The 26,141-nt window shown below is 52.7% G+C and carries 22 protein-coding genes, 4 tRNA genes and 1 CRISPR repeat array; all 26 genes read right to left on the reverse strand.

Features of this window, described 5'->3' with window-relative positions; genetic code table 11:
- A CRISPR array of direct repeats spans positions 1 to 425; the repeat unit is 28 nt; unit sequence CAATCCACGCCCCCGCGCGGGGGGCGAC.
- Positions 426 to 593: 168 nt separating this feature from the next.
- On the reverse strand, positions 594 to 884 hold the full coding sequence (gene cas2 / locus KGZ92_00005) for a CRISPR-associated endonuclease Cas2 (GenBank protein ID MBS3887673.1): 291 nt from the start codon (positions 882 to 884) through the stop codon (positions 594 to 596).
- A 12-nt stretch (positions 885 to 896) separates the two neighbouring features.
- Positions 897 to 1,928 carry a type I-C CRISPR-associated endonuclease Cas1 gene (cas1c, locus tag KGZ92_00010; protein MBS3887674.1) on the reverse strand — a complete coding sequence of 344 codons (1,032 nt, stop codon included), beginning with the start codon at positions 1,926 to 1,928 and terminating at the stop codon, positions 897 to 899.
- Between the two features lie 81 nt (positions 1,929 to 2,009).
- On the reverse strand, positions 2,010 to 2,660 hold the full coding sequence (cas4, locus tag KGZ92_00015) for a CRISPR-associated protein Cas4 (protein MBS3887675.1): 651 nt from the start codon (positions 2,658 to 2,660) through the stop codon (positions 2,010 to 2,012).
- A 1-nt stretch (position 2,661) separates the two neighbouring features.
- Positions 2,662 to 3,534 (reverse strand): type I-C CRISPR-associated protein Cas7/Csd2, encoded by an 873-nt coding sequence (gene cas7c / locus KGZ92_00020; protein MBS3887676.1) that lies wholly within the window; start codon positions 3,532 to 3,534, stop codon positions 2,662 to 2,664.
- Positions 3,534 to 5,327: a type I-C CRISPR-associated protein Cas8c/Csd1 gene (gene cas8c / locus KGZ92_00025; protein MBS3887677.1), complete on the reverse strand. Its 1,794-nt coding sequence runs from the start codon at positions 5,325 to 5,327 to the stop codon at positions 3,534 to 3,536. Before cas8c ends, cas7c begins: the two co-directional genes overlap by 1 nt.
- Positions 5,317 to 5,988: a type I-C CRISPR-associated protein Cas5 gene (gene cas5c / locus KGZ92_00030; GenBank protein ID MBS3887678.1), complete on the reverse strand. Its 672-nt coding sequence runs from the start codon at positions 5,986 to 5,988 to the stop codon at positions 5,317 to 5,319. The genes cas8c and cas5c overlap by 11 nt, the downstream gene beginning before the upstream one ends.
- A 17-nt stretch (positions 5,989 to 6,005) precedes the next feature.
- Positions 6,006 to 8,204: a CRISPR-associated helicase Cas3' gene (gene cas3 / locus KGZ92_00035; protein ID MBS3887679.1), complete on the reverse strand. Its 2,199-nt coding sequence runs from the start codon at positions 8,202 to 8,204 to the stop codon at positions 6,006 to 6,008.
- A gap of 231 nt (positions 8,205 to 8,435) precedes the next feature.
- On the reverse strand, positions 8,436 to 9,026 hold the full coding sequence (locus KGZ92_00040) for a YihA family ribosome biogenesis GTP-binding protein (protein MBS3887680.1): 591 nt from the start codon (positions 9,024 to 9,026) through the stop codon (positions 8,436 to 8,438).
- Entirely contained in the window at positions 9,019 to 11,331 is a 2,313-nt protein-coding gene (gene lon / locus KGZ92_00045) for an endopeptidase La (GenBank protein MBS3887681.1), read from the reverse strand. Before lon ends, KGZ92_00040 begins: the two co-directional genes overlap by 8 nt.
- 97 nt (positions 11,332 to 11,428) lie before the next feature.
- The gene (lonB, locus tag KGZ92_00050; GenBank protein ID MBS3887682.1) at positions 11,429 to 13,105 is read right to left on the reverse strand and encodes an ATP-dependent protease LonB; all 1,677 of its coding nucleotides are present in this window, start codon (positions 13,103 to 13,105) and stop codon (positions 11,429 to 11,431) included.
- A 48-nt stretch (positions 13,106 to 13,153) separates the two neighbouring features.
- The gene (gene clpX / locus KGZ92_00055) at positions 13,154 to 14,419 is read right to left on the reverse strand and encodes an ATP-dependent Clp protease ATP-binding subunit ClpX (protein MBS3887683.1); all 1,266 of its coding nucleotides are present in this window, start codon (positions 14,417 to 14,419) and stop codon (positions 13,154 to 13,156) included.
- A 17-nt stretch (positions 14,420 to 14,436) separates the two neighbouring features.
- Positions 14,437 to 15,018, reverse strand: coding sequence for an ATP-dependent Clp endopeptidase proteolytic subunit ClpP (gene clpP / locus KGZ92_00060; protein ID MBS3887684.1), 582 nt, complete (start codon positions 15,016 to 15,018; stop codon positions 14,437 to 14,439).
- 19 nt (positions 15,019 to 15,037) lie between these two features.
- Positions 15,038 to 16,342 (reverse strand): trigger factor, encoded by a 1,305-nt coding sequence (gene tig, locus KGZ92_00065; GenBank protein ID MBS3887685.1) that lies wholly within the window; start codon positions 16,340 to 16,342, stop codon positions 15,038 to 15,040.
- Between the two features lie 142 nt (positions 16,343 to 16,484).
- Positions 16,485 to 16,559: transfer RNA gene (locus KGZ92_00070), tRNA-Gly, on the reverse strand.
- A 112-nt stretch (positions 16,560 to 16,671) separates the two neighbouring features.
- Positions 16,672 to 16,748: transfer RNA gene (locus KGZ92_00075), tRNA-Arg, on the reverse strand.
- 4 nt (positions 16,749 to 16,752) lie between these two features.
- Positions 16,753 to 16,829: transfer RNA gene (locus KGZ92_00080), tRNA-His, on the reverse strand.
- A gap of 106 nt (positions 16,830 to 16,935) precedes the next feature.
- A complete protein-coding gene (locus KGZ92_00085) occupies positions 16,936 to 18,666 on the reverse strand; it encodes an ABC transporter ATP-binding protein (protein MBS3887686.1) in 1,731 nt (576 codons plus the stop codon).
- Positions 18,663 to 20,402 (reverse strand): ABC transporter ATP-binding protein, encoded by a 1,740-nt coding sequence (locus tag KGZ92_00090; GenBank protein ID MBS3887687.1) that lies wholly within the window; start codon positions 20,400 to 20,402, stop codon positions 18,663 to 18,665. Before KGZ92_00090 ends, KGZ92_00085 begins: the two co-directional genes overlap by 4 nt.
- Positions 20,403 to 20,705: 303 nt before the next feature.
- Positions 20,706 to 21,056 carry a DUF2200 domain-containing protein gene (locus KGZ92_00095; GenBank protein MBS3887688.1) on the reverse strand — a complete coding sequence of 117 codons (351 nt, stop codon included), beginning with the start codon at positions 21,054 to 21,056 and terminating at the stop codon, positions 20,706 to 20,708.
- A 277-nt stretch (positions 21,057 to 21,333) separates the two neighbouring features.
- Positions 21,334 to 21,409, reverse strand: a tRNA-Arg gene (locus KGZ92_00100).
- Positions 21,410 to 21,446: 37 nt separating this feature from the next.
- On the reverse strand, positions 21,447 to 21,947 hold the full coding sequence (locus tag KGZ92_00105; GenBank protein MBS3887689.1) for a YfcE family phosphodiesterase: 501 nt from the start codon (positions 21,945 to 21,947) through the stop codon (positions 21,447 to 21,449).
- Complete coding sequence (gene rdgB, locus KGZ92_00110; protein MBS3887690.1) at positions 21,940 to 22,542, reverse strand: RdgB/HAM1 family non-canonical purine NTP pyrophosphatase; 603 nt, start codon at positions 22,540 to 22,542, stop codon at positions 21,940 to 21,942. Before rdgB ends, KGZ92_00105 begins: the two co-directional genes overlap by 8 nt.
- A complete protein-coding gene (rph, locus tag KGZ92_00115) occupies positions 22,539 to 23,285 on the reverse strand; it encodes a ribonuclease PH (protein ID MBS3887691.1) in 747 nt (248 codons plus the stop codon). The genes rdgB and rph overlap by 4 nt, the downstream gene beginning before the upstream one ends.
- Before the next feature lie 66 nt (positions 23,286 to 23,351).
- Positions 23,352 to 24,398 (reverse strand): GerMN domain-containing protein, encoded by a 1,047-nt coding sequence (locus KGZ92_00120; protein ID MBS3887692.1) that lies wholly within the window; start codon positions 24,396 to 24,398, stop codon positions 23,352 to 23,354.
- Between the two features lie 28 nt (positions 24,399 to 24,426).
- Positions 24,427 to 25,260: a glutamate racemase gene (gene murI, locus KGZ92_00125; protein MBS3887693.1), complete on the reverse strand. Its 834-nt coding sequence runs from the start codon at positions 25,258 to 25,260 to the stop codon at positions 24,427 to 24,429.
- Between the two features lie 96 nt (positions 25,261 to 25,356).
- Positions 25,357 to 25,806 (reverse strand): MarR family transcriptional regulator, encoded by a 450-nt coding sequence (locus KGZ92_00130; GenBank protein MBS3887694.1) that lies wholly within the window; start codon positions 25,804 to 25,806, stop codon positions 25,357 to 25,359.
- Between the last annotated feature and the right edge of the window lie 335 nt (positions 25,807 to 26,141).

Below are 26,141 nucleotides of genomic sequence, written 5' to 3' on the forward strand. Positions count from 1 at the left end.
CAATCCACGCCCCCGCGCGGGGGGCGACGCGCCGACGGAGCTTCTTGCCCGTGGCCTCGGTGTTTCAATCCACGCCCCCGCGCGGGGGGCGACGTGCCGGTATCGCGCGGCGGCAGCCACGCAAGGGAGTTTCAATCCACGCCCCCGCGCGGGGGGCGACTGTTAGGGAACGTCGACCGCTGGGTGGTCGGTGAGTTTCAATCCACGCCCCCGCGCGGGGGGCGACTGTTAAGCGAGGGGGGATAGGTGAGGTATGACTAGTTTCAATCCACGCCCCCGCGCGGGGGGCGACGTGCGGTATCTTGAGCTAGAGCGGTGAGGGGGAGGGTTTCAATCCACGCCCCCGCGCGGGGGGCGACAGGCGGCGCATGGCGCGACAGGAACTGGAGGCCAGTTTCAATCCACGCCCCCGCGCGGGGGGCGACAGTATGCGCTAAACAGCTAGCAAATAGCTAGCTTCTATACGCATGTAGTGCGAACCTGCGTTTTTGCCTGTGTATTTCAGCTTGCTTCACATGCCATTAACTGCAACGTGCCGATAGCGCCTGACGTGCGAACCTTGTGCGTTTTCCTGAGCCCTTGAGGTTCGCACTCTAAACGATGAAGGTGTCTTCGGGATCGTAACCCGCCTTTGCACCTACGTGCTCCACCCTACTGTGCCACTTCTTGCCGAGGTTGTAGTACCGCAGGCTGTCCGTATCTGGGTTGATGATTTTTTCAAGAGTGATCCTTAACTTCACAAATTGCTCTGGCTCCAACTGGCATTCGAATACGGAATTTTGCACTCTCTGCCCAAAGTTCACACACTGTTTAGCTACTTGGCGCAAGCGCCGCATACCCTCTTTTGTTGTCGTTTGCACGTCATATGTTATCAGTACCAACACAGCATCGCACTCCTACTTCCAGAAAAATGGCGGGTACTTACCGATATCACCTCTAACATGTCGTGCTAGGAGGAGAGCCTGAGCGTAGGGCAGCAGCCCAACGGGGATCTTTTCACCAAGAATAGGGTGTTGCACCTCTTCTTTCTTGCGTTTTTGCCATGCGTCGATAACAATTTTGCGCGCACCTTCTTTGAGAAACACACCGCCTGCATCTGTAGTTACAAAGTCGTTGGCACACACTTGCTTGCGGTTGATCATACTTAAGGCGAGACGATCAGCTAAGTACGGCCTGAATTCTTCCATTAGGTCAAGTGCAAGGCTTGCGCGCCCTGGTCGGTCGCGGTGAAGGAAGCCCACATACGGGTCGAGGCCGACAGATTCCAGTGCCGAGCGCGCTTCGTGCATCAACAAGCTGTACAAGAATGACAATAGACAGTTGACATTATCGCGAGGGGGCCTTCGACTGCGTCCCTTCATCTGAAAGTCATCTTTTTGCGCCACGATCAAGTGATTGAGTATGCCAAAATATCTCCGCGCGGTGTCGCCCTCGATCCCTCTTACTTCGTCAAGCCCTATTCCCTTGTGCAGTTTGAGCACATTGCGTGCAAAGAGCGCGTGCGCCGCCTGTACGTCTTCTGATTCAGTCACATCTTTATGGTCGCTCAGAAAACGTCGTGAAACCGCTCGGCAATTAACTATTTTCCCCATGACAAACATCCCAGCTAGCTCCGCGGACCTTGTTTCAGAATCTGCCCAGCGGTATTGTTCTCGTCGTAAGAGGACATTGCCCCTTGGGGAGCCTTGAACTGTGGCATGATGACGACCGTGCTCCGTAAGAAAGGATACTGTGACTCCTTTTTCGCAACACAGTCCGAGCAGGGCGGGACTAGCTCCGACATAGCCAAAAGTTACTATTCCCTCAAGATAATGTACCGGCACGCGAAAAGCCTCGTCTTGATCAACCCGCACGACCACGTTTTCGCCGTCCCGTGACAAGTATGCGTCCGGGTTTGTCACATAGAGTACGTTCAGCATTTTTCGCACAACTATACCTCCCTTGCAGAACACTGGGCCGCCAGACTAGGGTACTCACTGTATGATCGTCCTCTGCATCACTTGGCAATGCTAGTTCTTGGTGGCATCAAGCACAGCAGCCGCCAGATAAGCGTCAATCTTGTGCTGATTAGCGCCAAGTTTCGGTAGACAAATCGCAGAAAGCGAGCAATTTTGACACTTCGCGCTTCGCATCGGCGCAGGCGTTCGACCCATGCGGTAATAATGGTGCATAGCGGTCGCTAGGGTATGTACACGTTCACGCAGGTCGCTGCTAAATTTGACGACATGGCGACGCTTAGTTTCGCCATAGTATAGATGGCCGTCTGCGATAGACAGCGCAAGCATTTCCTCTAGGCAGATGGCTTGTGCGCAAAGCTGAACCATATCGCAATCATCTTCTTTTGGTTTGCCCCTCTTATACTCCACTAGATTGTATTTGCCATGCTCTTTTCCGTTATGAACCTCTAAGACATCGGCCACACCATACAATCCGAGCGAGCATGAGGATAAGGAGACACTCCGCATGGTCTTAAATGGATTTCGGGATTCAATAGCGTGAGGGTTGTCGACTCTCTCGTGCATTGCCGTTCCTGCTGCTGTCCACAGGTTGTCGACCCATTGCGCCTCCAAATGAATTAATCCCCATTGGCGCGCACAATAGGCGAAATGCTGAATGCCGGACAATGGCAAGAACTCGTCTTCGTTATATGGACCCATCAGGCTATATTTCGTGCATTACTACGCCTGAGGGAATAGCAGTGGCATTTATACTGACGATGTAATCTCTGTACGAGCGCGCGGGGAAGTCTCTGTTTTTGCGAGTTACTTCAATCAAGTCAAAGAGCCTGTATGCAGGGGCACACCCTAAGGCAGTGTCATGCTCGAAGATAATGAGTTTGCGAGCCGCCATCTTGCCGCGAGCGGCTGAACGGTCGTGATCAAACATATTCATCAGCGCTTTCCACAAGAGATCTAGATCGCGCATGTTGAAAGCCGTCTTTGCAGCTAAGTGCGCAGAGATGAAACCCTCCACTCGGTACAATGCGTAAGGCACGATATGCTTGCGTCCCATCTCGCGGTCTTTCTTGGCTGCGTCGCGCTCGCTGGTCACAGCCATTCGCGTGATAGTAATTTCCTGCTGCACGATAGGGTCAATGCTGCGAGCAAATGATAACTGAACGGGGCCCCGCACCTGGCCGCAGTTCACCTCAGTGGACATTACGGCTCCGAAGGTGCGCACATCGAAGAAGTTTTGACACATAAAGGCAGTCACGGCCTCGGCGTCCTTCTTTTCTTTCGGCAACTTCTTGTCAGCAGTATTTGGCTCGAGTTTCAATGCTGAGTATGCCTTGCGATGCTGAGTATTTAAAACGGCACTTTCACGCACGTAAATATCGTAACCGTCGCTACCACACATGGCGACATCGATATAGTTTCGAATCTTCCGCTTTAGGCAAACGTCGGTTACTATGCCGTGCCCAGTTTCAACGTCAAGGCGGGGCATATTGCCGGCATCTGGGTCACCGTTCGGATTGCCGTTTTCGACATCAAACAACAATACAAACTCATACCTCTTGTTGACAACTTCCATCATCACTCTACACTCTCCTTCTTTTCGCTCTTAACATATAGAGCGTTGCGCTGCTGATAGTACCCGAGAATAAACTGCCCCTGGCCATCAAGCCCTAAATGGGAAGGGAAACGATTGATTAAGGACACGATACCCCCAATTCTTCGATCCATGGCTTGCCCGTATTCGGCCTTAGCAACATGGTGCTGCGCCAGCCTGAGCAAAATGGGGAACACTGAATTCGGAGAGGCTGACGCAGAACCGAAATATCTATCGCGGATAGTGGCATTGATGCCCGGATTAGCGTCAGTTTGTGCCTTTTCTAGTACGGCAAAGAGCCGGCCGAGGAGATAACCCTCATTGCGTGACTGTTCGTTCAGAGACATCGTAAACTGCACCTCACTTCCTTTGTTACTTGACCGATACTTTCGTGCGAGATAGGCCTTAATGACGGACACGCGTACGTAATTTACTTCGCGATCAGCTCGTATGCGCGTAATCATGGCGCTATAAACCGCTGTAGGATATGGGGCACCAGTGAGAATGGCGCGCATAAGAACTCCGCCAAGCAGAGGAGATATCCGCTTGCTATCTTTTAGGGGTGCAGCCTCTTTCAGAATGAGGCTAATGGGCACGACGTCCGGATTTGTAGTGAACGTTTTCTCTAGTGCCATGTCGCAATGATGACGTCCTATGAGCTCAATAAAGCTGCCATAGTTGTTAGCATGACAAAACCTCACCGCCAGACGGCTAGCATTAGGAGCAAGCCCGAGGATATAGAACATTGCGCCATACCTAAGGCCGTCGCTCCCTTCTAGCAAGGGCTTGCCCGCACGAATCCTCTGCAATATGTCGTAAACAAGCTTAGTAGTCTCAGGGTCCTGGCGAAGCTGCCCGGCTGTAGTGTCTCCGCCATCGTCCTCTGCATAGATCGAAGGGTTGAGCAGGGCAGTCAACAAGTCTTCCTCACGTCCGCCTCCATGCACCTCTGCCCACAGCACAACTGTGGCGTCGCCAATCCTTACGCGGTGCTTCTCACTGCTCAACAGATGATTCAGAGCTGTAGTGTATCCAAACGCTGCCTCTTCGCTAACGGGCGAGTTAAAGCTTTGCTCTTTTCCGTAGGAAGTAAAAGCAGGCTTGTTGAATGAGACTAGGGCAGCCCCCGAAGACTGCGCTCCCGTAACCCCTTTGATGCTAGAGTGTAGGCGAGCCAGCGGTGCTGTTTTGCCAGTCACCAAACACTGGCCGTGCACCAGAGAAGTGCGCACGTCATTATGTCGATGCCACACCGCAATGACACTCGCTTGCTCATGCAGGTAACCCGCTCTGTCGCGTAAACGAAATACAATGGTCCCCCCCTCTGCCAAACTTTCGGCATGACGTGCCACCACTGGATGAGAGAGCGCCTTTTCAGGTTGCCAAGCTCGCAAGAATAGAAGTAAGGCTAGCGCTCCCTGTTCGTCAACTGCCGAGAGAAGTCGCTCATGAAGGGCCACAAAAGCCGCAAAACAATCGCGAACGCGCGCCTCTTTTTTGCCTTTTTGCCCTAAGCCTAAGACATACGAACAGTTGTCTGCCATAAAATTAGCGCTGATGGCTATGGTACGCTTTTGTTGCGCGGGTACATCTATAGTACGTGTGACTAACTTGCCACGCCGCTCTACGCGTAAATCGAGAATGTCAACTAGCTCCCCCTCTGGTGACAACAAAATACCGTGCCCTACCTTGGCCTTGCTTAAGCCTGGCCTACTGATACTAGAGTCCGGGTCAGCTAGCAGTGTTTCATAATGTCGGTAGAGCGCGCTAACAATCATGCGAAGTCACCCCCTTGTTAAGGCTTGGCACGCTGATTACCCCGTCCACCATAGCGGCTCGAAAAAAAATAGCATTCATGTCATTATCGTGGTCTATGTCGTGCAACATCCACCCGATATCCTTTTCACCCTTGTGTACCGACAACGGGGTTACCTCATGCTCCTCAAGAAGGCGGAACATAGCCGGAAACTCCCGGCAGCCTAAGTAGGGCTGCTGGAAGCATTGTCCTTGCCGTGCACGCCTAGTGACTATGGCAAAGTGCTTATCAGCACTATCATTAGGTCCTGCAGATGGCGTCATCTCAAAATGCGCCCGAATGACATAGGCAACATTACGCAACAAAAGTGTCGCCCTCTGTTCGCGCTCATCGGCGGCATATTGGCACAAAGTCGTCGGAGACCCATGCATAGCCTGCCGTACTAACGACGGAAGAATTTTACCCTCAACTTCATTTCGCCGCAGATTGTCGAATCTTATTTCGTTCAACACATGGATTTCATCTATCACCCACTTAATGGACGGTTTCCAATGAATGGCCTCGAGAATGCCACGTGCCGAGGACGGGGTAATGACGTCATAACTAACGCGCTCCACCTTCATTTCTGGTCGCGTAAAGCAAGCGCGCTCACCCCACACCAACAGGCGTATTCCGTGTCCCATAGTCGCTTCCCTCCTTACTACACCATCAAAGTGTCCTGCAAAAATGCACTCTCTGCCAGGGGCTTCAACCCAATTTCTACGCAGTAAAACTCCTTCATAACCTCCTCTCGCAAAACAAAATACGTTTCCCCTACCGAGACTAATGCGTTACTGTGTATTAGCTCCTTAAACTCGCCGACATACACCTCCACTCCATAGCGTTGTAACTTTCTCGCGAAAGTGCCAGGAAAACGACTTTGTTCGGCCGTAGCCAGGGCTTGTTTACATACATCATCCCAGGGGATGAGGACAGTATGCGTGTCATTGTCAATTAGACTAAATTTCTCGGCCACCGTTCTAAAAGGGAAACATAGTTTCCGTTCTTGCTCCCTAATTTCTGCAAGTATTTTCTCCTTGTCCAGCTCGGCATCGTCTATTTCATAAAGCAACGAGAAGTAATCTCGAATGCTTCTCGCATGCAAGGGGTCTTCGTGCATATCCATAACAACACCCCCGAGCGAGGCTGTGCGTTGGAGCCAACCCTTAGGCATGCCATGCTTGTCTGGCCAAAAAACGTACACTTGACCCTCTGGCAAACGACCTTCTCGGTTACAGCGACCGGCAGCCTGCGCGATGGAGTCTATGCCAGCCATACTTCTATACACTACAGGAAAATCGATGTCTACCCCTGCTTCAATGAGCTGTGTCGAGATCACCCTACAAGTCTGACCGTTTTTAAGCCGGTCCTTAATCGCCTGGATCACTGTCGTCCTATGCGCTGGACACATACGCGTACTAAGGTGAAAATTATGGTCCCCCTGTAACATTGCGTGTAGCAGCCGAGCGTGTTTTTTGGAGTTAACAACACACAAGACTTGGTGTTGCTCAGACAACCGCAACGCTAAATCAGAATCAGACAGTTCGCCAAGATTTTGCACGCGGACTCGTTTGAAGTGGTCGTATAGATCGCTCGGATCACCTATTATTTCCACAGGGACCAGCGAGGCTGGCAAGAGGCTCTTAATGGCGGGCTGTGTCGCGGTACAGAGGACCACCGTCGCCCTATAATTGGTCACCAACTCAACTATAGCGCTGAGACATGGTTTGAGAAAGCCTGTCGGAATCATCTGAGCTTCGTCGAGTACAATCACGCTGTTGGCAATGTTGTGCAATTTCCTGCACCGTGAACTACGAGAAGCAAAAAGTGACTCAAAGAATTGTACGTTAGTAGTCGCTACTATGGGCATATCCCAGTTCTCCGTCGCCAAGCGTAGTTTTTGCAGCCCGTCATCCGTGTTCTCTGTAGCCATTTCCCTACTAATGGTTTGGGGATACGAAAAATTGCTGTGATGCTCGAGGACATTATCGCTCCCGAGAATTGCTTTGAATATAGCTGCATTCTGCTCAATGATACTAGTGTATGGCATAACGTAGATAATGCGCCGCATCTCATGTGCGACTGCATGCCTGAGCGCGAAACTAAGCGACGAGAGAGTCTTGCCTCCGCCAGTAGGGACTGTCAAGGTGAACAGACCAGGTTTATCTGGCGCCTTTTTTCTACATGCAGAAAGTATCTCTGCTCTCTTTATGTTAACTGGGCTGTTCGAAGCCTTGCAGCACATGTCCTGGAGGTGTGCGTCAAGTTCCCTTGACAGATTCTCAAGCGAAGAGGAAGGCTGACGCAGCGCAGCCTTCGAAGCACTAAGCGCTTTTTCAGTATCGAGATAGTCTGCGTCTACAAGGCAAGAGTATATAAATCTTATAAGAAACTGAACGCTAAACCCTGCACCAGCAACTGTTTTTATTGGAGGTATCGCTAATTTCACCGGTAATAATGGCAGAACCTCGGCCAGAAAGGCACTATAGTCTGGCAGTTCCTTCTTCATGCGCACCATGAGGCCAGTGTCATCCGCTTCGCTGCCCCAATCTGGCAATCCCGAATGGTGTCCGGCTACTGCATAGGCCAATAAATGCCCTACATTTCCATACCGCACTTTCGCCTCTACAGCACCTGCTGTCGAGTGGTCCACTTTGATGTTACTGCCCGCGAGGCGAGCTTGAAACTCGGATGAGTACTTGCCTACATCGTGTAATAGTGCTGCCACATAAGCTAATTGACCGCCGCCAAAGGCATCCGCTAGGCTCTGCGCGGTAATCGCAGTATCCGCTAAGTGCTCACTAAGCAGATGCCAAGCCGAAGATTCTGTTGCTTTGCTTGAATGTGCATAATATGGCAAGGCGATCCCCCCCCCTCGTCAATTGCGCATCAGTCCCCTTTCACACCATGATAACCCAACACGCGGAAATTTTCCATATCTAATTTTCGCTAAAATGTCACACATGACACTGCGCTAGCAGAGTACTGATGACGCTCGTATAAATAAAAAAGGCGTGACCACTTGGTCACGCTTATGACAAATCCACACAATATCTATAGAGTTATTGACTATGTCGGATGTTGAGGAGGGCTAATTCTGCGGCACTACCTCGAGAATGCTTGCCCAGAGGGCATCTACTCCGCTTTTCGCCTGGGACGAGGTTATAATGAGCTGCTCTTCTTTAAGGTCGAGAAACTTAAGCAATTTATGCATGTGCGCGCGTTGCTGCGAGCGCGCGACTTTATCTGCTTTAGTGGCGACCACCCGAAAGGGTAGCGCGCTCTCTCTAATGAGTCTATGAAAGAGCACGTCGTCGTGCGACGGCTCATGGCGAAAATCTACGAGTTGTAGTACGAGACGTATTTGTCGGCGCATAGTGAGGTAGTCGTAGAGCCGCTCACGCAGGGCAGCACGCTCTGACTGCGGAATTTTAGCATAGCCATAGCCGGGGACGTCTACGAGGTAGAATAGCTCATTGATGCGGTAAAAGTTGAGGAGACGTGTCTTGCCGGGGCGTGAGCTAATGCGAGCAATAGCTCGCCTGCCAAGCATCGCATTGACCAGGGAGGACTTACCGACATTGCTCCGCCCGAGAAGCACTATCTCGGGCAGGGCATCGGTCGGCATGTGAGCCAGGCGCAGCGCGGAAACGATCATTTCGGCCGAGGTGACCTTAAGCATCGAGTATCACCGCAGGGACTAGGGCCGCCGCTAATACTTCAGACATATTCTCTACCAGCTGCACGTCAAGGCGGCGCAGCACGTTTTTGGGCACTTCGTCAAGGTCGCGCTTGTTGTCTTTAGGCACTAAGACTACTTTAATCCCCGAGCGATGCGCGGCCAGGAGTTTTTCCTTGAGCCCCCCAATGGGGAGCACTCTCCCCCGCAGGGTAATTTCCCCTGTCATGGCTACATCTTTGCGCACTGCTCGTTTGGACAGAGCCGAGGTTAAGGCGGTAGCTAGGGTAATGCCGGCGCTAGGGCCGTCTTTAGGGATAGCCCCCTCGGGCACGTGCACATGAATGTCGCAGTGCTGGTAAAAATCTTGCTCGATGCCAAGATCGGCTGAGCGCGAACGCACGTAGCTGTAGGCGGCCTGCGCACTCTCGCGCATGACTTCACCGAGTTGCCCCGTGAGTATGAGGTTGCCCTTGCCGCTCATCACCGTAACCTCGATGGTCGCGGTGTCACCACCTGACTCGGTCCACACCAGCCCGGTCGATATACCCACCTCATCATGCTGCTCGGCGGGGTTAAACCTGTAGCGAGGCGCACCCAAGAAAATGTGCGCATTAGCTGCAGTGACAGTGGTGTGTTTGCTTTGGCCCGAGACGACTTCTTTAGCAATTTTACGGCAAATGGTCGCCATCTCACGTTCAAAGTTGCGCACTCCTGCTTCACGAGTATACTCGTTAATTATCTTGCGGATGCCGACCTCGCTAAATGACAACTGCGCGGCAGTAAGCCCATGGGCGGCAAGGGCCTTAGGTATGAGGTGCCGCGTGCCTATGCCAAGCTTCTCTTCTTCGGTGTAGCCAGAGATGTAGATGATCTCCATGCGGTCTAGAAGAGGGCGCGGTATATTGTAGCGTGAATTGGCGGTGGTCAAAAAAAGCACTTGCGAAAGGTCGAAGGGCATTTCGACGAAGTGGTCGGCGAAAGTGCTGTTTTGCTCCGGGTCGAGCACCTCGAGCAAGGCTGCCGAGGGGTCGCCACGAAAATCTGTGCTCATCTTGTCGATTTCGTCGAGGAGAAAGACGGGGTTACGCGTCTTGGCCTGCCTGAGACCTTGAATGATGCGCCCGGGCATGGCACCCACATAGGTGCGGCGATGCCCGCGAATTTCGGCTTCGTCCCGCACACCACCAAGTGACATGCGCACAAAACTGCGGTTTAGCGCTCGGGCTACTGAACGCGCTAGTGAGGTCTTGCCCACACCGGGTGGCCCCACCAAGCAGAGGATAGGCCCCTTTAAGGTGTGCGTCAACTGGCGCACCGCGAGATACTCGAGGATGCGCGTCTTTACTTTTTCTAGACCGTAGTGGTCTTCATGCAATATTTCTTCAGCCGCTTTTATGTTGAGAGAGTCTTCGGTCATGACTCCCCAAGGCAGGGAGAGCACCCAATCTAAGTAATTGCGCACCACCACGGCCTCAGCCACTCCAGGGGGCATACGCTCTAAGCGGTCTATTTCTTTGGCGCACTTATCAGCTACTTCTTCTGGCAACTTTAAACTAGCCACTTTTTCGCGCAACTCTTCTGACTCAGTGCTCCGCTCATCCTTACTGCCTAATTCCTTTTGAATGGCCTTGATTTGTTCCCTTAGGTAGTACTCGCGCTGGTTTTTCTCCATCTGCTTGCGCACCCGATTACTTAAACGGCGGTCAATCTCTAAGATTTCTATTTCCCGCGCGATAAGCTCGCGCAGCTTCTCCAGCCGCTCTTTGACATTGTAGGCGGCTAGGATACTCTGCTTATCTTCGATACTGAGGTTAAGATGCGTTACTATGGAGTCGGCCAGGTAGCCTGGCTCATCGATGGCGCTAATGGTGGCCAGGACTTCGGGGGGTGTCTTCTTGCCCGCCTTGACATACTGCTCAAAAACCTCGAGCACATTTCTGTGTAGGGCCTCCATGTACACAGTTGCTTCGGCCTGGTCGAGAATGATGTTGACCTCTGCTACCATGTAGGGCTCGGTGTTGACCATGGAGACGATACTGGCACGGCTCTTGCCCTCTACCAAGACCCTGGCGGTGCCGCCAGGCAAAGTTATGACTTGTTTTATTACTGCTAAAGTAGCCACAGGGTTGAGCTCAGCTGGAGTCGGCTCCTCGAGGCTGATATCAGTCTGGGTAGCCAACAATATCTCTCCGCTGCCGCTCATGGCCGCGTTAACGGCATTAATCGAGCGCTCGCGCCCAACGTCTAGATTTACGATACTGTGAGGAAAAACCATGTAGCCCCGTAGGGGCAAAACCGGAAACATCGCTAAGTTACCTTCCAAGCGTTTCTTACCTCCTGAATTACCTGTATGACCTTAGACCCTAGTGTAAGAATAGTATACGCCACAAAAAAAATACCCGCTAGTGCGGGCAGTGTATCGCCGGAACTAAATCTGCCGCAAGCGCCACCCGTTCCGTCAAACAATGCTCTAAGGCCTCTCTGATATGTCTGATAGGTACAACTTCTAATGCTTTCAAGTTGGCAAAGCTCTCCTGCCAGTTGTCATAGGGGATAAGCACTTTTTTGACACCTGTTAGACTGGCCGCCTCTAACTTGGCGGCGACACCCCCCACTGGCTTGACTAAGCCCCGCACCGAAATCTCGCCGGTCATAGCCACCAAGTTATTGACAGGGAGTTGCTTAACCGCTGAATAGATGCCTATGGCCATGGCTAGGCCTGCTGAGGGGCCGTCCACGGGTGTGCCACCCGGAAAATTGATATGTATGTCAAAGCCCCTCGGGTCAACATCTAAGAGACTCTTGAGCGCGGTCAGCACCGTGTCGACAGAGCTTAAGACCATGCTCCTCCTTCTAATGAGGTGGGTGCTGGTGCCGATTTCTTCTTCCTCGGCAATGCCAGTCACTTTGATAGTGCCAGCCCCCCCTGTAGCAGATGCTGCCACCTCGAGCTCTAGCAGTGTACCTAGCGCTGGCCCAAATACGGCTAGACCATTGACGGCCCCCACTTGGGCAAAACTCGGAATCTTAGGTTCATGACGTGGGGTGCAATTGGTAGAGTTAACTACCCATTCGATATCTGCCGCGCCTAGATGGGTGCGGCCCTCCCCACCAGCCACTCCGGCAGCAATTTGGATAATATTTACGGCCTCGCGCCCATTGTGGGCATAGCGCGACAGCAGGCTACAGGCCTGGTCATCTAGCTCGATGCCGACACGGGTAGCGGCATTGCGCGCAATTTGGCCAAGCTGCTCGCTCCGCAGGGGACGAAAGAAAATTTCTAGGCAACGTGAGCGTATGGCGGGAGATATACACTCTGGCGAGCGAGTAGTTGCCCCTACCATGCGAAAGTCAGCCGGTAGACCGCGTTGAAAAATATCGTGGATATGGCCTGGGATATTGTTATCTTCAGAGGAATAGTAAGCGCTCTCCAGAAACACCTTGCGGTCTTCCAGCACTTTGAGCAACTTGTTCATCTGTACGGGGTGGAGCTCCCCAATTTCATCGATAAAAAGCACTCCACCGTGCGCCTTAGTGACGGCACCGAGTTTAGGTTGGGGGATGCCAGCCATGCCAAGAGGCCCGGCTCCCTGGTAGATGGGGTCGTGTACCGAGCCGATGAGCGGATCGGCAATCCCCCGCTCATCGAAGCGGGCGGTGGTGGCGTCGAGCTCCATAAAAATTGCGTCGCGCGAGAAAGGGGAACCAGGTGTACGCTTGGCTTCCTCTAAGACGAGACGAGCGGCAGCTGTTTTACCCACGCCAGGGGGGCCGTAGATGATGACATGTTGGGGGTTTTGTCCGCACAAGGCTGCCCGCAAGGCCTTTATGCCGTCGCCCTGCCCTACTATGTCGGCAAAAGAGGATGGACGAGTCTTCTCGGCCAGTGGTTCAGTAAGAGCGATCTTGCGCAACTTACTTAACTTCTCCACCTCGCGGCGCGACTCTTTTTCTATAGCCACTTTGTTGCCTTGCTGTGAGCGTAACAGGTTCAGAAAGTACAGCCCTATAACCACCGCGAAAAATACTTGCACTACATAAAATACACCGCCCATGTTCACATCCCTCACCTCGCTCATAGTGTGTACTCGAGGTGAGAAAAACAAACATGGACGGCTTGGCGATTCTTAGGCAGTAACTTCCTTTTTCCGGCGGGGCTTGGTGCTCTCAGTCAGCAAAAGAGGCGGTTCGCTCTTAGTTATGGCTTCTTCAGTTATGACGCACTTTTTGATATCGGTGCGCGATGGAGCCTCGTACATAACGTTGAGCATGATCTTTTCCATGATGGCGCGCAGTCCGCGTGCTCCGGTGTTGCGCTTGATGGCTTCGTGAGCAATAGCCCGCAAGGCTTCGGTTTTGAACTCGAGGTCTACCCCATCATAGTCGAGTAGCTTCGTGTACTGCTTGACTAGGGCGTTCTTAGGCTCTGTCAGCACTCGTACCAACGCGTCTTCATCGAGACGGTCAAGCGTGGCCACGACGGGGATTCGCCCAACAAACTCAGGTATCAGGCCAAACTTGAGCAAATCACCCGGCAAGACTTGCCGCAAAAGCTCCCCAATAGGGGTTTCTGCCCGTGACTTTACATCCGCGCCAAAACCCATGGCCCTCTTACCGATACGGTTCTCGATTATTTTTTCTAAACCGTCAAAAGCTCCACCACAGATAAAGAGAATGTTAGTCGTGTCAATCTGCAAGAACTCTTGGTGTGGGTGTTTGCGGCCACCCTGCGGTGGAACACTAGCTACCGTACCCTCGAGAATCTTAAGCAAGGCCTGTTGCACGCCTTCGCCCGACACATCGCGAGTAATGGAGGGATTGTCTGACTTACGGGCGATTTTGTCGACCTCGTCAATATAGATAATCCCCTTTTCCGCGCGTTCAATATCGTAGTCAGCGTTCTGAATGAGTTTAAGCAAGATGTTCTCTACATCTTCGCCTACGTATCCTGCCTCGGTGAGTGAAGTCGCGTCGGCAATGGCGAAAGGAACGTTCAAGATTTTAGCCAGACTGTGTGCCAAAAGCGTTTTACCTACACCGGTCGGCCCAATAAGCGCGATATTGCTCTTAGTGAGCTCGACGTCATCGCCTTTGCCAGGTGTGGCGTAGATACGCTTGTAGTGGTTGTACACTGCCACGGCCAAAATGCGCTTGGCATCCTCTTGCCCAATAACCCACTGATCAAGAAATTCCTTAATGATATGGGGTTTGGGCACCTCTTTGAGCTCTACATCTTGGCCCTGCTGAGATTCTTCTTCGACAATCTCCATGCACAGCTCAACGCATTCGTCACATATATAGACGCCAGGTCCTGCAATCAGTTTTTTTACTTGTTCTTGTGCCTTGCCGCAAAAGGAGCACTTGACGGCGTTTCTATCATCGAACTTACCCATGAAACGACCTCCTTTGGCTACTTCTTGCGCTTCTCTAAGACTTCATCCACCAGGCCGTACTCTTTGGCCTGCAGAGCAGTCATCCAGTAGTCGCGGTCAACGTCCTTGGCAATCTTGTCTAAGGGTTGCCCGGTGTGGTGAGAAAGAATCTTATTTAGCGATTCACGCATACGCAAGATTTCGCGCGCCTGTATTTCTATATCTACCGCTTGCCCCTGCGCGCCGCCGTGTGGTTGATGTAGCATTACCCGCGCATTTGGCAGAATCATACGCTTTCCGGGTGCGCCCGCAGCGAGAAGCACCGCGCCCATGCTTGCCGCCATACCAATACAAATGGTGCGCACGTCGGACTTGATGAATTGCATGGTGTCATAAATTGCCAGACCAGCATCGATGTGACCGCCTGGACTATTGATGTATAGATCTATATCTTTGCTCGGGTCATCGCCCTCAAGATGCAAGAGCTGCGCCACAACAAGGTTGGCCACATGGTCGTCGATGGCGCTGCCGAGAATTATGATGCGATCTTTGAGTAGCCGCGAAAAGATATCGTAGCTGCGCTCCCCACGACTGGTTTGTTCTACTACAAAGGGAATCAATCCCATAACGGCTTACCTCCTAGTTATCTTTGTTTTCTTTGACCACGGCCATACTTACGAGATGGTCGATGGTCTTGCCAGTGATTATGCTAGCACGCACGGCCCCCAGTTGCCCGCGCTGCAGAAGAAACTTCTCTACCTCTGCGGCACTTTGCTTGTAGGCCTGGCCCATTTCTTCTAAATGAGTGTAGAGTTCGGCATCAGAGACTGTAATGTCTTCGAGCTCGCCTACCTTGTCAATAACGAGGCGCGTCTTAACTCTATTCGTCGCTGACTCTCTAAAGTCCTCTCGGAACTCATCTTTATTTTTGCCAAGATAAGACAGATATAGTTCTAATTTCAATTTGCTGCGCGAAAGATTCTGCTCCATATCTTCGACCATGGAGTCCATCTCTTCTTCGACTAGGACGGGAGGTATGTCGAAAGAAGTGCTCGCTACAACTTTAGCCACAACTTCGTTTTCTATACGTCTCTTAGCATTATTTTCTGCCGACTGCAGCAGCTTGCCGACGATTTCTGCCCGCAGTGAGGCGAGAGTTTCGTGCTCGGAGATCTCTTTGGCAAACTCGTCATCTAGCGCTGGCAGTTCTTTACGCTTAATGTCGTGCAGAACAACCTCAAAGACTGCCTCCTGCGCGGCTAGGTCTTCGTTGCGATACTCGGCGGGGAAAGTTACCTCGATGTTACGTGTTGCGCCACGCTCCATACCTACTAGCTGTTCTTCAAAACCAGGGATGAAAGCACCCGAACCAATTTCAAGCGCATGGCCAGTGGCCGTGCCACCATCGAAGTAAACGCCGCCTACGCTGCCCTTGTAGTCAATGATGGCTGTATCGCCCACGGCTAGGGGGCTATCAGTAACATCAACTAGGCGCACATGGCGCTCCGCCAACTTCGTCAGCTCTTTTTCTACCTGCTCTTCACTCACCTCGACTACGGGCTTATCTATGATTACGCCCTTGTAGTCTTTTACGATTATTTCGGGCAAAAGTTCCACCACGAACTTAACTTGGGCAGCCTCGCCGCGAGCGAAATGAACAACTGTTACTTCTGGGCGGGCGATAGGCTTGACCTTTGTCTCTGCCAACACGCGCTCGTAGGCCGGCGGCAAGAGAATGTCTAAGGCATCGTCGTGCAAGACCTCACTGCCGTAGCGAGCCTCTAGAATGTGCACTGGCACTTTGCCCTTGCGAAAACCGGGCATGTTGACCTTGGCGACAACTTTCTTGTAAGCACCCTGTAGAGCGGCCGCTACCTCGCTCTCGTCAATGGTGACCTCAATCTGTAGTTTGTTGTTGTCTAACTGAAGCAGTTCTGTTTTCAAACGCATAGTCCTCCTCAACGTGAATATGTTCCTAGGTGAAGCCTAGATTGACCACTACATTATAGCATAAAAAAAGCTTACCACAATGGTAAGCAAGGCATACGAAAAGACCCGAAAAGACGGCTGGTTTGCCAAAAAAATTTGGAGCGGAAGAAGAGATTCGAACTCTCGACCCTCGCCTTGGCAAGGCGATGCTCTACCGCTGAGCTACTTCCGCATATTCTCGCCCGCTGTGGATGTCCCTATTCCCGGTTCCCACTTCTAACTTCCCTAAATCTAACTTCCCTAAATCTAACTTCCAACTTCCAACCTCTAACCTCTAGTCAAAGTGGCGCGCCCGGCAGGATTTGAACCTGCGACCACCGGATTCGTAGTCCGTTACTCTATCCAGCTGAGCTACGGGCGCATTTTGGGGTGGATAATGGGACTTGAACCCACGGCCCCCAGATCCACAATCTGGTGCTCTAACCAACTGAGCTATATCCACCATGTTGACGAAGTTTATTGTAACAAAAATTGAATGACTGCGCAAGCCATCATTTCTGCATTGCCTGTTGCTCTTAAGGCAAACTTCTGTCGCGGATGGCTCTGCCCTAGGCCTCTTCCCCGAGCAAACGCCTAAATTCCTCGCAGCGCTTGACGAGGTCGTCGTAGGAACCTGAGTCTTCGACACGCCCATCTTTAAGCACAATTATTTTGTCTGCCCTGCGCAGGACTTGTGGGCGGTGCGATACGACTAGGTATGTTCCGCGGGATTCCTCGCCAAAGAGACTGCGCCACAAATTCTCCTCTGTCCGAACATCAAGGGCGGAAGACAGGTCATCAAAGACCAATAGCTCCGGTTGGTGGATAATGGCACGTGCGGCTGCGACTCGCTGCACCTGCCCACCCGACAACTTAACGCCCCGCACACCCACAATGGTATCAAGGCCCTCGGTCAAAGCGGCGAGGTCGGTGCTAAAGTCAGCCTTACGCAGGGCCTGGCGCAAGTCATCATCAGAAAACTTACCCCCCATGGCTAGATTATCTCGCAAGGTGCCGCTAAAGAGGATAGGCGATTGTCGTACATAGGCCACATTGGGTGGCACAAGCACTTCGTTTGGCACGGTGACCGGCTGCTCGTTCCAGTAAACCGCGCCGTTGCCTGGCAATTGTCCGAGAATGGCTCGGAGTAGGGTAGTCTTACCACTGCCCATGCGCCCTGTGATAGCCACGAGCGAACCAGCTGCAATATCAAAGGAGATATTTGTGACCCCGGTTGCGCTTTGCGGATAGATGTAGGACAGCCCTTTGACCGCAAGCGTCTGCAACGGAACACGAGAGCGCTCCGTTACTTTTGCCTCTCGCTGCCAGTGCTCTGTGCGCGTAAGCTCAGAGATTTTGTCTTCACACAGTGCCGCGAGCCGCCTCACGGCAACATTGCCCTGCTGAATAAAGGCGACAAAGTAACCGTAAAATTCTACAATACCAGTCACGCTATCTAGGTAGCTGACGAACAGGGCAAAATCACCCACCGTAAAACTTGTGCCCCCCAGCTCTCTTCCGGCCACCCACAGAATGGCCGCGCTGCCAATACTAAAGGTGCCGTTAGACAAGAATTCAAGCCCATGATTATACTTGCGTTCGCGTAAGGCCAGTGTTGCACGTGTGGTATTGAGTTCACGCAAGCGATTTGCCGCCCTATCTTCGGCTTGGGCCATCTGCAGAGACTGTATGGCGGAGAACACTTCCCCCATGACCCCTGTTACCCGCGCTGCAGCGTCCCGCGTAGCGACGCGATACTTCTCTAAAGCTTGCGAGGCAATATTGTAGATTACGCCGATGACTAAGAGCGGCAAGAAGACCACGACGGTGACGCGAGCATTGATGCCTGCCAGGATGGCGATAGCCACAACACCAAATAACAGCTCCCCTAGAAAATCGGCGATCCAGCTAACGGTGTACTCAAGGTGAGTGGCATCGTCTCTGATGCTGTCGAGCGCCTCGCCGGGGGGCACACTCAATGAGGCCGCCCCCGGCCGCAAGAAGATTCTGCGCATAACATTGTAGCGCAAGAGCGAACTGGTGTGAAAGCGATGCACGGCATCAGTAGCTGCTCCGGCAGTAATGACTACCACACGCACCAGGGCGTAAGCAAGCATAGCGATGGCAAAGTTTTGTATGGGGGACAAGTAGTCCCCCGCAAAAAGACGATCGAGCGTTTGCCGAAGCAGGAGTGCTGGCAAGAGCGGCAGGGCATGAACACTTGTCCACAGCACAACGTCAAGCAAGTACAGGTAGGGGCGTGCTGCGAGGAGTCGCCATATAACTTTGAGCGCGATCATGTCAGCACCTCCTCTAGCCCAACTTGCTTAAGCCTAGCGTAATGTGAAGCCGGGTTATTCTCAATTTCCTGTCGCTTGCCAAATTCTAGAACACGACCCCCATCGAGCAGCAAGAGGTGATCCACCTGCTCTAAGGTGGCCAGACGATGCGCGATAATGATGCCGGTGCGCCCAGCAAGGAGTCTCTTCAGCGCTCTTCCCACCAGGTTCTCGGTGATAGGATCGAGCTTCGCTGAGGCCTCGTCAAGCACGACTATAGATGGATTGCGCAAAAAGGCACGGGATAGCGCCAATAATTGCCCCTCACCTGCCGACAAACCATTACTTCCAGCCTCCATCATGGTGTCTAGACCCGCCGGCAAGGCTCGATACCAATCCAGCAATCCTAGTTCCGTAAGGATGCCCACTAGGGCCTCATCGCTGTAGGAATGGTCAAAAAAAGTCAGGTTATCGCGCACTGAGGCCTGAAACACCTGCACCTCCTGGCTGACGAAGCTGATGCGCTCCCTGATGGCCTGGACAGACATGGCTGTAGTGGGCACCCCCCCTATCAGCAGCTCGCCGTCAGAAGGGTCATATTGTCGCGCGATGAGGCGAGCAAGGGTCGATTTACCGCTCCCGGTACGCCCTATTACTCCCATGGACTCCCCTCGTGGCAGTGAAAATGAAACTTGGTCGAGAACTAAGGCGTTATCGTCTTCGTAACTAAATACTAGGCTACGCGCATCTACAGGTAGGGCCTCAGCAGGAAGTGATTCCCCGAGTGTAGAGTCAGAGAGCGCCGACAAGGCCAGCAGCTCATTGATGCGGCTTAACGACGCCGTAGCCCGCTGCAGCTCCTGTAGCTGCATACGAATCTGTTGCACAGGTTGCTGAATTAGCTCTGAATAATGAATAATAAGGTAGGCGGTACCGATACTGAGACCTTGGAAACGCCAGAGATAAGCGGCCAAGGCTACCGCTAGCACTTGGTTTACAGCCTGCAGCACGATGGCCACGGACCAAATGGAGGTACTAGCCAAGTATGTCTTGATGAGGTGCGGCAGCCACCCATGAAACTCCGCCCTGAGCCGGCCAAGCATCGCTCCTTGCGCCCCTACACCCTGCATGTCTTCCGTTGTCGACAGTTGTTCTCCTACAAAGCCGTATACCTGTGCGCTCGCCTTGCGTTCCGCCTTAACAATGGGAGCCGTAATCGTCCTCACGCGGTTAATTAACAACAGACTAAGCGCTGTGTACACGGCGAACACCAAGCCAACTAGGTAGTGCTCGCGCCAGAGCAATATGACCGAGCCAATAATAAAGAGGGCGTTTATGACGATATGACGAGTGAAATTGGCCATTAACTCTGCCAGCCGCGTGACGTCGACATCGACGCGCTCGATGAGTGCGCCGGGGCTTGTGCCTTTATGGAAAGCCAAATCTAACCTTAAAACATGGCGCGTAAGATCGTCGCGCAGCTCGTTCGTCGAGGCCCAACCGAGCTTATCGCTGCCATAACGCACTAGCGCGTCGACCAAATTGCCCATTACCGCTACTAAGCCGAGCAACACAATGCCTACTAATATTTGTCTTTCTTCCTGCCCGGCTAAAGACAAATCCAGCACTCTTCGTAGTATTTGCGGGCGCGCTAACTGTGCAGCCAGTGAAAGCAGCATCAGGCTGGCAATGGCTGCTAAACGCCACCTCCACGGCCACAGATATTTCGTTAGTAATTTACTGATGGAATACTTCATGCCAATCCTCCTGCGACAAAGGGGACGGTCCTTTTTGTCGGAGCACACCCTCTTCATCGCTTCGCAAACTCTATGCTGTATAAATTCGCTTTATGCGGCGAGTTTCCTCTAATCTCTTCCCATGCCTGCCAGCAACTCTCTTCCTACCCTAAGCGCAGGGCGACTGCAGCGCTTCATCAGGTCCTGAGCATGGTGGCAACCGCCAAGAATCCCGGGCCCTCCGTGTCGGTGGCGACAGAAGAAGAATGACCTATACTAGATTACTGTGCGGTGCAGTCACAGGGTTGTCTGCACTCGATTTTCTTAACTCCTTAGCACCTTCTCCATCGTCTTGCCCTTGGCCAGTTCATCGACTAACTTATCTAACCAACGCATCTTCTGCACTACTGGGTCGTCGATTTCCTCTACACGAATGCCGCAGATTACTCCCGTTATTTTGTAGGCATTTGGATTGACTTGCGGGGCCTCTGCGAAGAACGTGGCGAAATCAACTTTTTTCTCGACTTGAGCCTGCAAGCTATGCCCGTCGTAGCCCGTCAGCCAGAAGATAACCGCGTCGACTTCTTCTTTGGTACGACCTTTCTTCTCTGCCTTTTGGATGTACATAGGGTAAACGCTAGAAAATGCTATTTTATATATGCGTTCGTTCTTCATCGTCTTTGTCTCCCTTCTTTATTGAAATTCTTTTTCTCGCTTCCCGACAAACGGGACAACTCACTTTGTCGGAACACGCGCTCTTCACCGCTGCGCAAGCCCGTGCTGTACAAATTCGCTTTATGCGGCGAGTTTCCTCTAATCTCTTCCTAAGTCTGCCAATAACTCTCTGCAGAAGTATGTGCAAGTGTACGGTCACCAAGGTTGGTGGCTGTGCCTTGTGGTGTTTAACAACAATAAAGCTCTCTAGGCGAAACCTAGAGAGCCCTGTGTTTAATGGCGTGCCTGGCAGGAATTGAACCTGCGGCCCACTGCTTAGAAGGCAGTTGCTCTATCCCCTGAGCTACAGGCACATGTGACCCTAATATTTTATCACGAATACGGAGAAATTCAAGGCACTAAATTTGGTAACGCAAAAAAATCTACATCCATACTGTCCGGCTTGATGGTGATAATCGCGCCGCTGCGTCCATGTCCCCTTCTGCCGGCAGCGAGGGAGCCGGGATTCACGATTAGTATAGTGCCGTGCCAAAACTTCACCGGCACATGGGTGTGACCAAAGACGACCACATCGACACGCCGTCGCACGCCTTCTTTAATAATGCCCTCGTAGCTGTGTTTAACACCGTAATGATGCCCATGAGCGATAAAAAAACGTTTTCCACAAAGCTCAAGTACTTCGTCGCGAGGGCTATGCTCACGGTCACAGTTTCCCACTACCCCAAAGACAGGCGCGGTGATTAGGCTAGCTAGGCTCCGGCTGTCGCGAAAAAAATCCCCACCATGAATGACTGCCTCGACATCAAGCAAAAATCTGCTGGCTGCCACTAGTGATGGCAGATGCCCATGCGAGTCGCTGACCACGCCTACACGCCATAACTTCTCAGTCATGCCCTGGGGCGAGTAGCGACAACAGGCGCGCTAAGGCCTTAGCACGATGGCTAATCTTATTCTTTTCGGCCAGAGATAACTCGGCCAAAGTCTGCTCTCTCCCGCGCACTAAGAAGAGGGGGTCGTAACCAAAGCCACCCTCGCCGCGCGCTTCCTCGATAATGCTGCCAAAAAGACGCCCCACGGCAAACTGCACCTCACGCCCTGGCATGGCCAGGGCTAGGACACAGGTGAAGTGAGCATATCGCCTGGTCCTCGCCCTCTGCATGGATTTTAAGAGCAAGGCATTGTTTTCGGCATCTGTAGCTAAAGGACCGGCAAAAGTACGCGAATGTACTCCTGGCGCGCCTCCCAAGTAACTGACCGCAAGTCCCGAATCGTCGGCTAAGGCCGGCAAACCTGTAGCCTGCATAGCGGCTACGGCCTTGAGGGAGGCGTTGGCGAAGAAACTTTGGCCAGTCTCTTCTACCGACCAAGTGGGATAGTAACTCGTGATAGGAGTCACGGTCATGCCTGTGGGGGCTAAAACACCCTCTATTTCGCGCAGCTTGCCAGCATTGCCGCTAGCTAGAACTAATTGTTTGATATATTTCATACATTTTTACTCTTGACACGCACAGCGATGCCTTCTAGGGCCTGCACTTGCCGGCGAATAATATCGGCAATGCCCGTTTCGGCAAGACCAAGGAGGGCGTAGAGCTCCTCTTTACTAAAGGCAAATTCTTCGCCACTGCCCTGTACTTCGACAAACTTACCGCTTCCGGTCATGACTACGTTCATATCGACAGCTGCGGCAGAGTCCTCGGTGTAGCAAATGTCAAGCATAGGCACACCGTTCACGATGCCCACACTGACCGCCGCGAGAAAATCCGTTATGGGAATAGCGGCGAGCTTGCCCTGCATCTGCAGGCGATGAAGCGCGTCGCACATGGCCACAAAGGCCCCGTTTATGGAGGCGGTGCGTGTGCCGCCATCAGCCTCAATTACATCACAGTCAATCCACAGTGTCCTCTCGCCTAAGGCTGATAGATCTACTACAGCGCGCAGGGCACGGCCAATGAGGCGCTGGATTTCATGAGTGCGCCCCCCGACTTTCCCCTTGGTACTCTCGCGCTGATTGCGCACATTAGTCGCCCGCGGCAGCATGGAGTACTCGGCTGTAATCCATCCTTTGCCGCTACCTTTCAAGAAAGGCGGCACTTTATCTTCTACCGAGACGGTGCACACTACCCTAGTCTTACCCATCTGCACCAACACAGAACCTTCGGCATGGCTTATGTAGCCACGCACAAAGGTTAGGGGGCGTAGCTCTTGCACTGTTCTACCGTCGTGACGCATAAAAGCATCCTCCTTCTTGCTTGTCCCACACTTTTGTAGGAAAAAAGGCGGCTTAACCGCCCTATCTTAAAGAGCAAATGGATTGACAAAGGCGGGCCTGATAATGGGCAGGCTGAGGTCGCTACCAGCGGGAAATCTTGGGGCACGACCTTCTACAGTGATCCTTACTGCCTCTACTCCAGGTAGCTCACTCATAGTGTGGACAACAGCCCCGAGAAGAGCTGTCTCCGCGGCTATGCTTGCGCCGTGGCTGTAAATCTCCCGCGTAAAATCTATCTCCATTATACCAAGACTGCTGAGTCTGATGTTTCGTAAACTGGCCCCTCTAGGCAAGTCATGCCACAAGCCGCTACCTTCACGTGGCCCCGCTGCCAGCTCTTGTATGGCTGCAGCAGGTAGATTCGCGCTAGCCGGAATGGTTCTCGTCACTGGTACAAAGTAGATGAAGTTCTCCGGGCTGACGCTCGTAAAGTAAAGCAAGACCGTAGCTGTGGGACCGGTCGCTGTGCCTAGAGGCTCGGGATTGATGGCGCGGGCACTGCGGCGCACTGGGCGAGAAACATCAGTCCCAAACGGTAGCACCGCCAAATCTTTTCCGCCTACCATGAAGTGCACGCTCTCTACATTAGGAAACTCCGTGAGTGTGAGCACCACTGCATCCACGACAAGCCTTTCTCTGGCCTCACTGAACCCTAAGAACTCCTCGCTAAAGTCAACCCGCGCCACGCCATTTCTAATGGTCAAGCCGCGAACTGTGGTCATACTCGGCAACGGAAGCTTTAGCCCTGTACCCAGCAGGGACTGCTGATTAGCCGGGGAATCGATAAGTCTCGTCACTGCCGCACGAGCCATGCCTAGATCACGTGGCACGGAGAGCACGAAAGGAACTATGTAGCGCTCCGTGTGATCGAGCAGCCAAAGCACCCTTTGGTGGGATTCACCTGGGGCTAGTACGGGTAGGGCAGCGGGCGCAAAGGTTCCCTGGCGCAGCGGGGCTACCTCAGGCTCGCGCACCGGCAACAAGGCATCTAGAGGCCAACAGGCCGTGAGTAGCGAAGCCAGCAAAATAACCGCCATGGGCAAGACAACACCCTTTAGACGCCAAGGCCTCATCAGGAACCTCCCCCTCGTGTAAGTTTCCCTACATCGATATGTGAGATGTCCTGCCGTTATGCAAGCCTACGCGTAATTGTTCATTATCTCTAGTAAAACATGCTTGCTTAGGTTCTGTGATGTTAAGCATGAGAGATGTCGCCACCTGCACGAAGGCCGCCCTGTTGCCGGAAACGCAGTACGTAACCTGGCCCGTGCCATGTGGGTCTGGATGCACCAACTTGGCCGCTTCAATTGCCGTTTGGAAGGCCGGATCCACCAAAGTTACGCCCGTCGGCAGTAGCCGGAGCAGTGCGTCGGACAAAAAGGGATAATGCGTGCAGCCGAGAACCACCGTATCGATATTCGCAGAGAGTAGCGGCACGAGACAATCCCTGAGGGCCGCCTCGACCAAGGGGCCGGCTAAGATACCCTGCTCTACAAGGGGAGCGAGCATAGGACAGGCTTGGCTATGCACGTTAGCGGCTGGGCGGTAGGTTAAGATGGCCCTTTCGTAAGCCCCCGAACGAGTGGTGGCGAGAGTTGCCATCACCCCGATGGAACCGCTCTCTGACACCTCGGCCGCTGCTCTCGCACCGGGGTCGAGCACACCTACCAAGGGTATGGAGTACCGCGCGCGGGCGAGCGGAAGCACTAAGGCTGAAGATGTGTTACAGGCCATGACGATCATACTGCAGCCTGCGGCGACAAGAAAGTCACAGATGGCAAAGACAATCTCCTGCAGTTCTTCTGGGCTGCGCGGCCCATACGGCATGTGGACATTATCCGCGAAGTAAAGATAGTCTTCACTTGGCAAAAGATCGCGGAGCCGACGTAGGACAGATAATCCGCCCACTCCGGAATCAAACAACCCGATTGTCAACAGCGCCACCGCCTTACATGTTGGTTCAATATATTATGCCACGCACAAGGAGATGGCCTCACTCAAGAAAAAAACCTGCTTGCGCAGGGTCTGACCTTAATTGTTCACCCCTTCTTGGGTCATTAGCTCCGAAAAATGCGTCAAGGCTAGTATCATGGCCTGAGTTTCATCAGGCGATACCCTCTCTAGCACATCGCTGAGGTACCGCTTGCGAGCCGCCATAACTTCGGCGAGCATATGGTGCCCACGCGGTAGCACCTTTAAGCGAATGACACGTCGGTCCACAGTGTCTCGCTCACGCACCACAAGGCCATTGCGCTCCATGCGGTCAACTAAATCAGTTGCAGTACTGCAGGCGAGATACATCTTCTCACCTAATTCACCTATAGTCAGCACGCCGCTCTGTATAAGAATTAGCAAGGCATCGAACTGAGGAGGGGTGATCTCAAATTCTGCCAGTATCTCGCGACCACGCTTTTTAATGACCTGGCCTACGGTGCGCAGCAACCGCTCGACATTCTCGACTTGCTCAGAAAACTGCTGCAGAACTTCCACTGAATGCACCTCTCTCGCACTATGACATAGAACGCCTTATGGCACGACCTGATGGTTTTTGTTCGACACTCGAACATCAACTTATTCTACCACACCAAGGTTAGCCGTCAATACATTGTCCATATTCTTGAACAGAATTCTGACAATGCAGAGTGCGACAGCGGAGACGCGACAGTGGGGACGGCAGACTGAGCGACAGAGGGGACGGTTCTAAAAGGGTCCAATCGGAAGTTTTGCGGCAAAAAGGCCTAAATTCCGTTATTTAGACGAAACTAGGCCTTGCATATAACTCCGCAAAATTTTCGATTGCCCAGAAGAACGAAGTC

It is taken from the genome of Bacillota bacterium, from assembly GCA_018333655.1.
Taxonomy (GTDB): Bacteria; Bacillota; UBA994; order UBA994; family UBA994; genus BS524.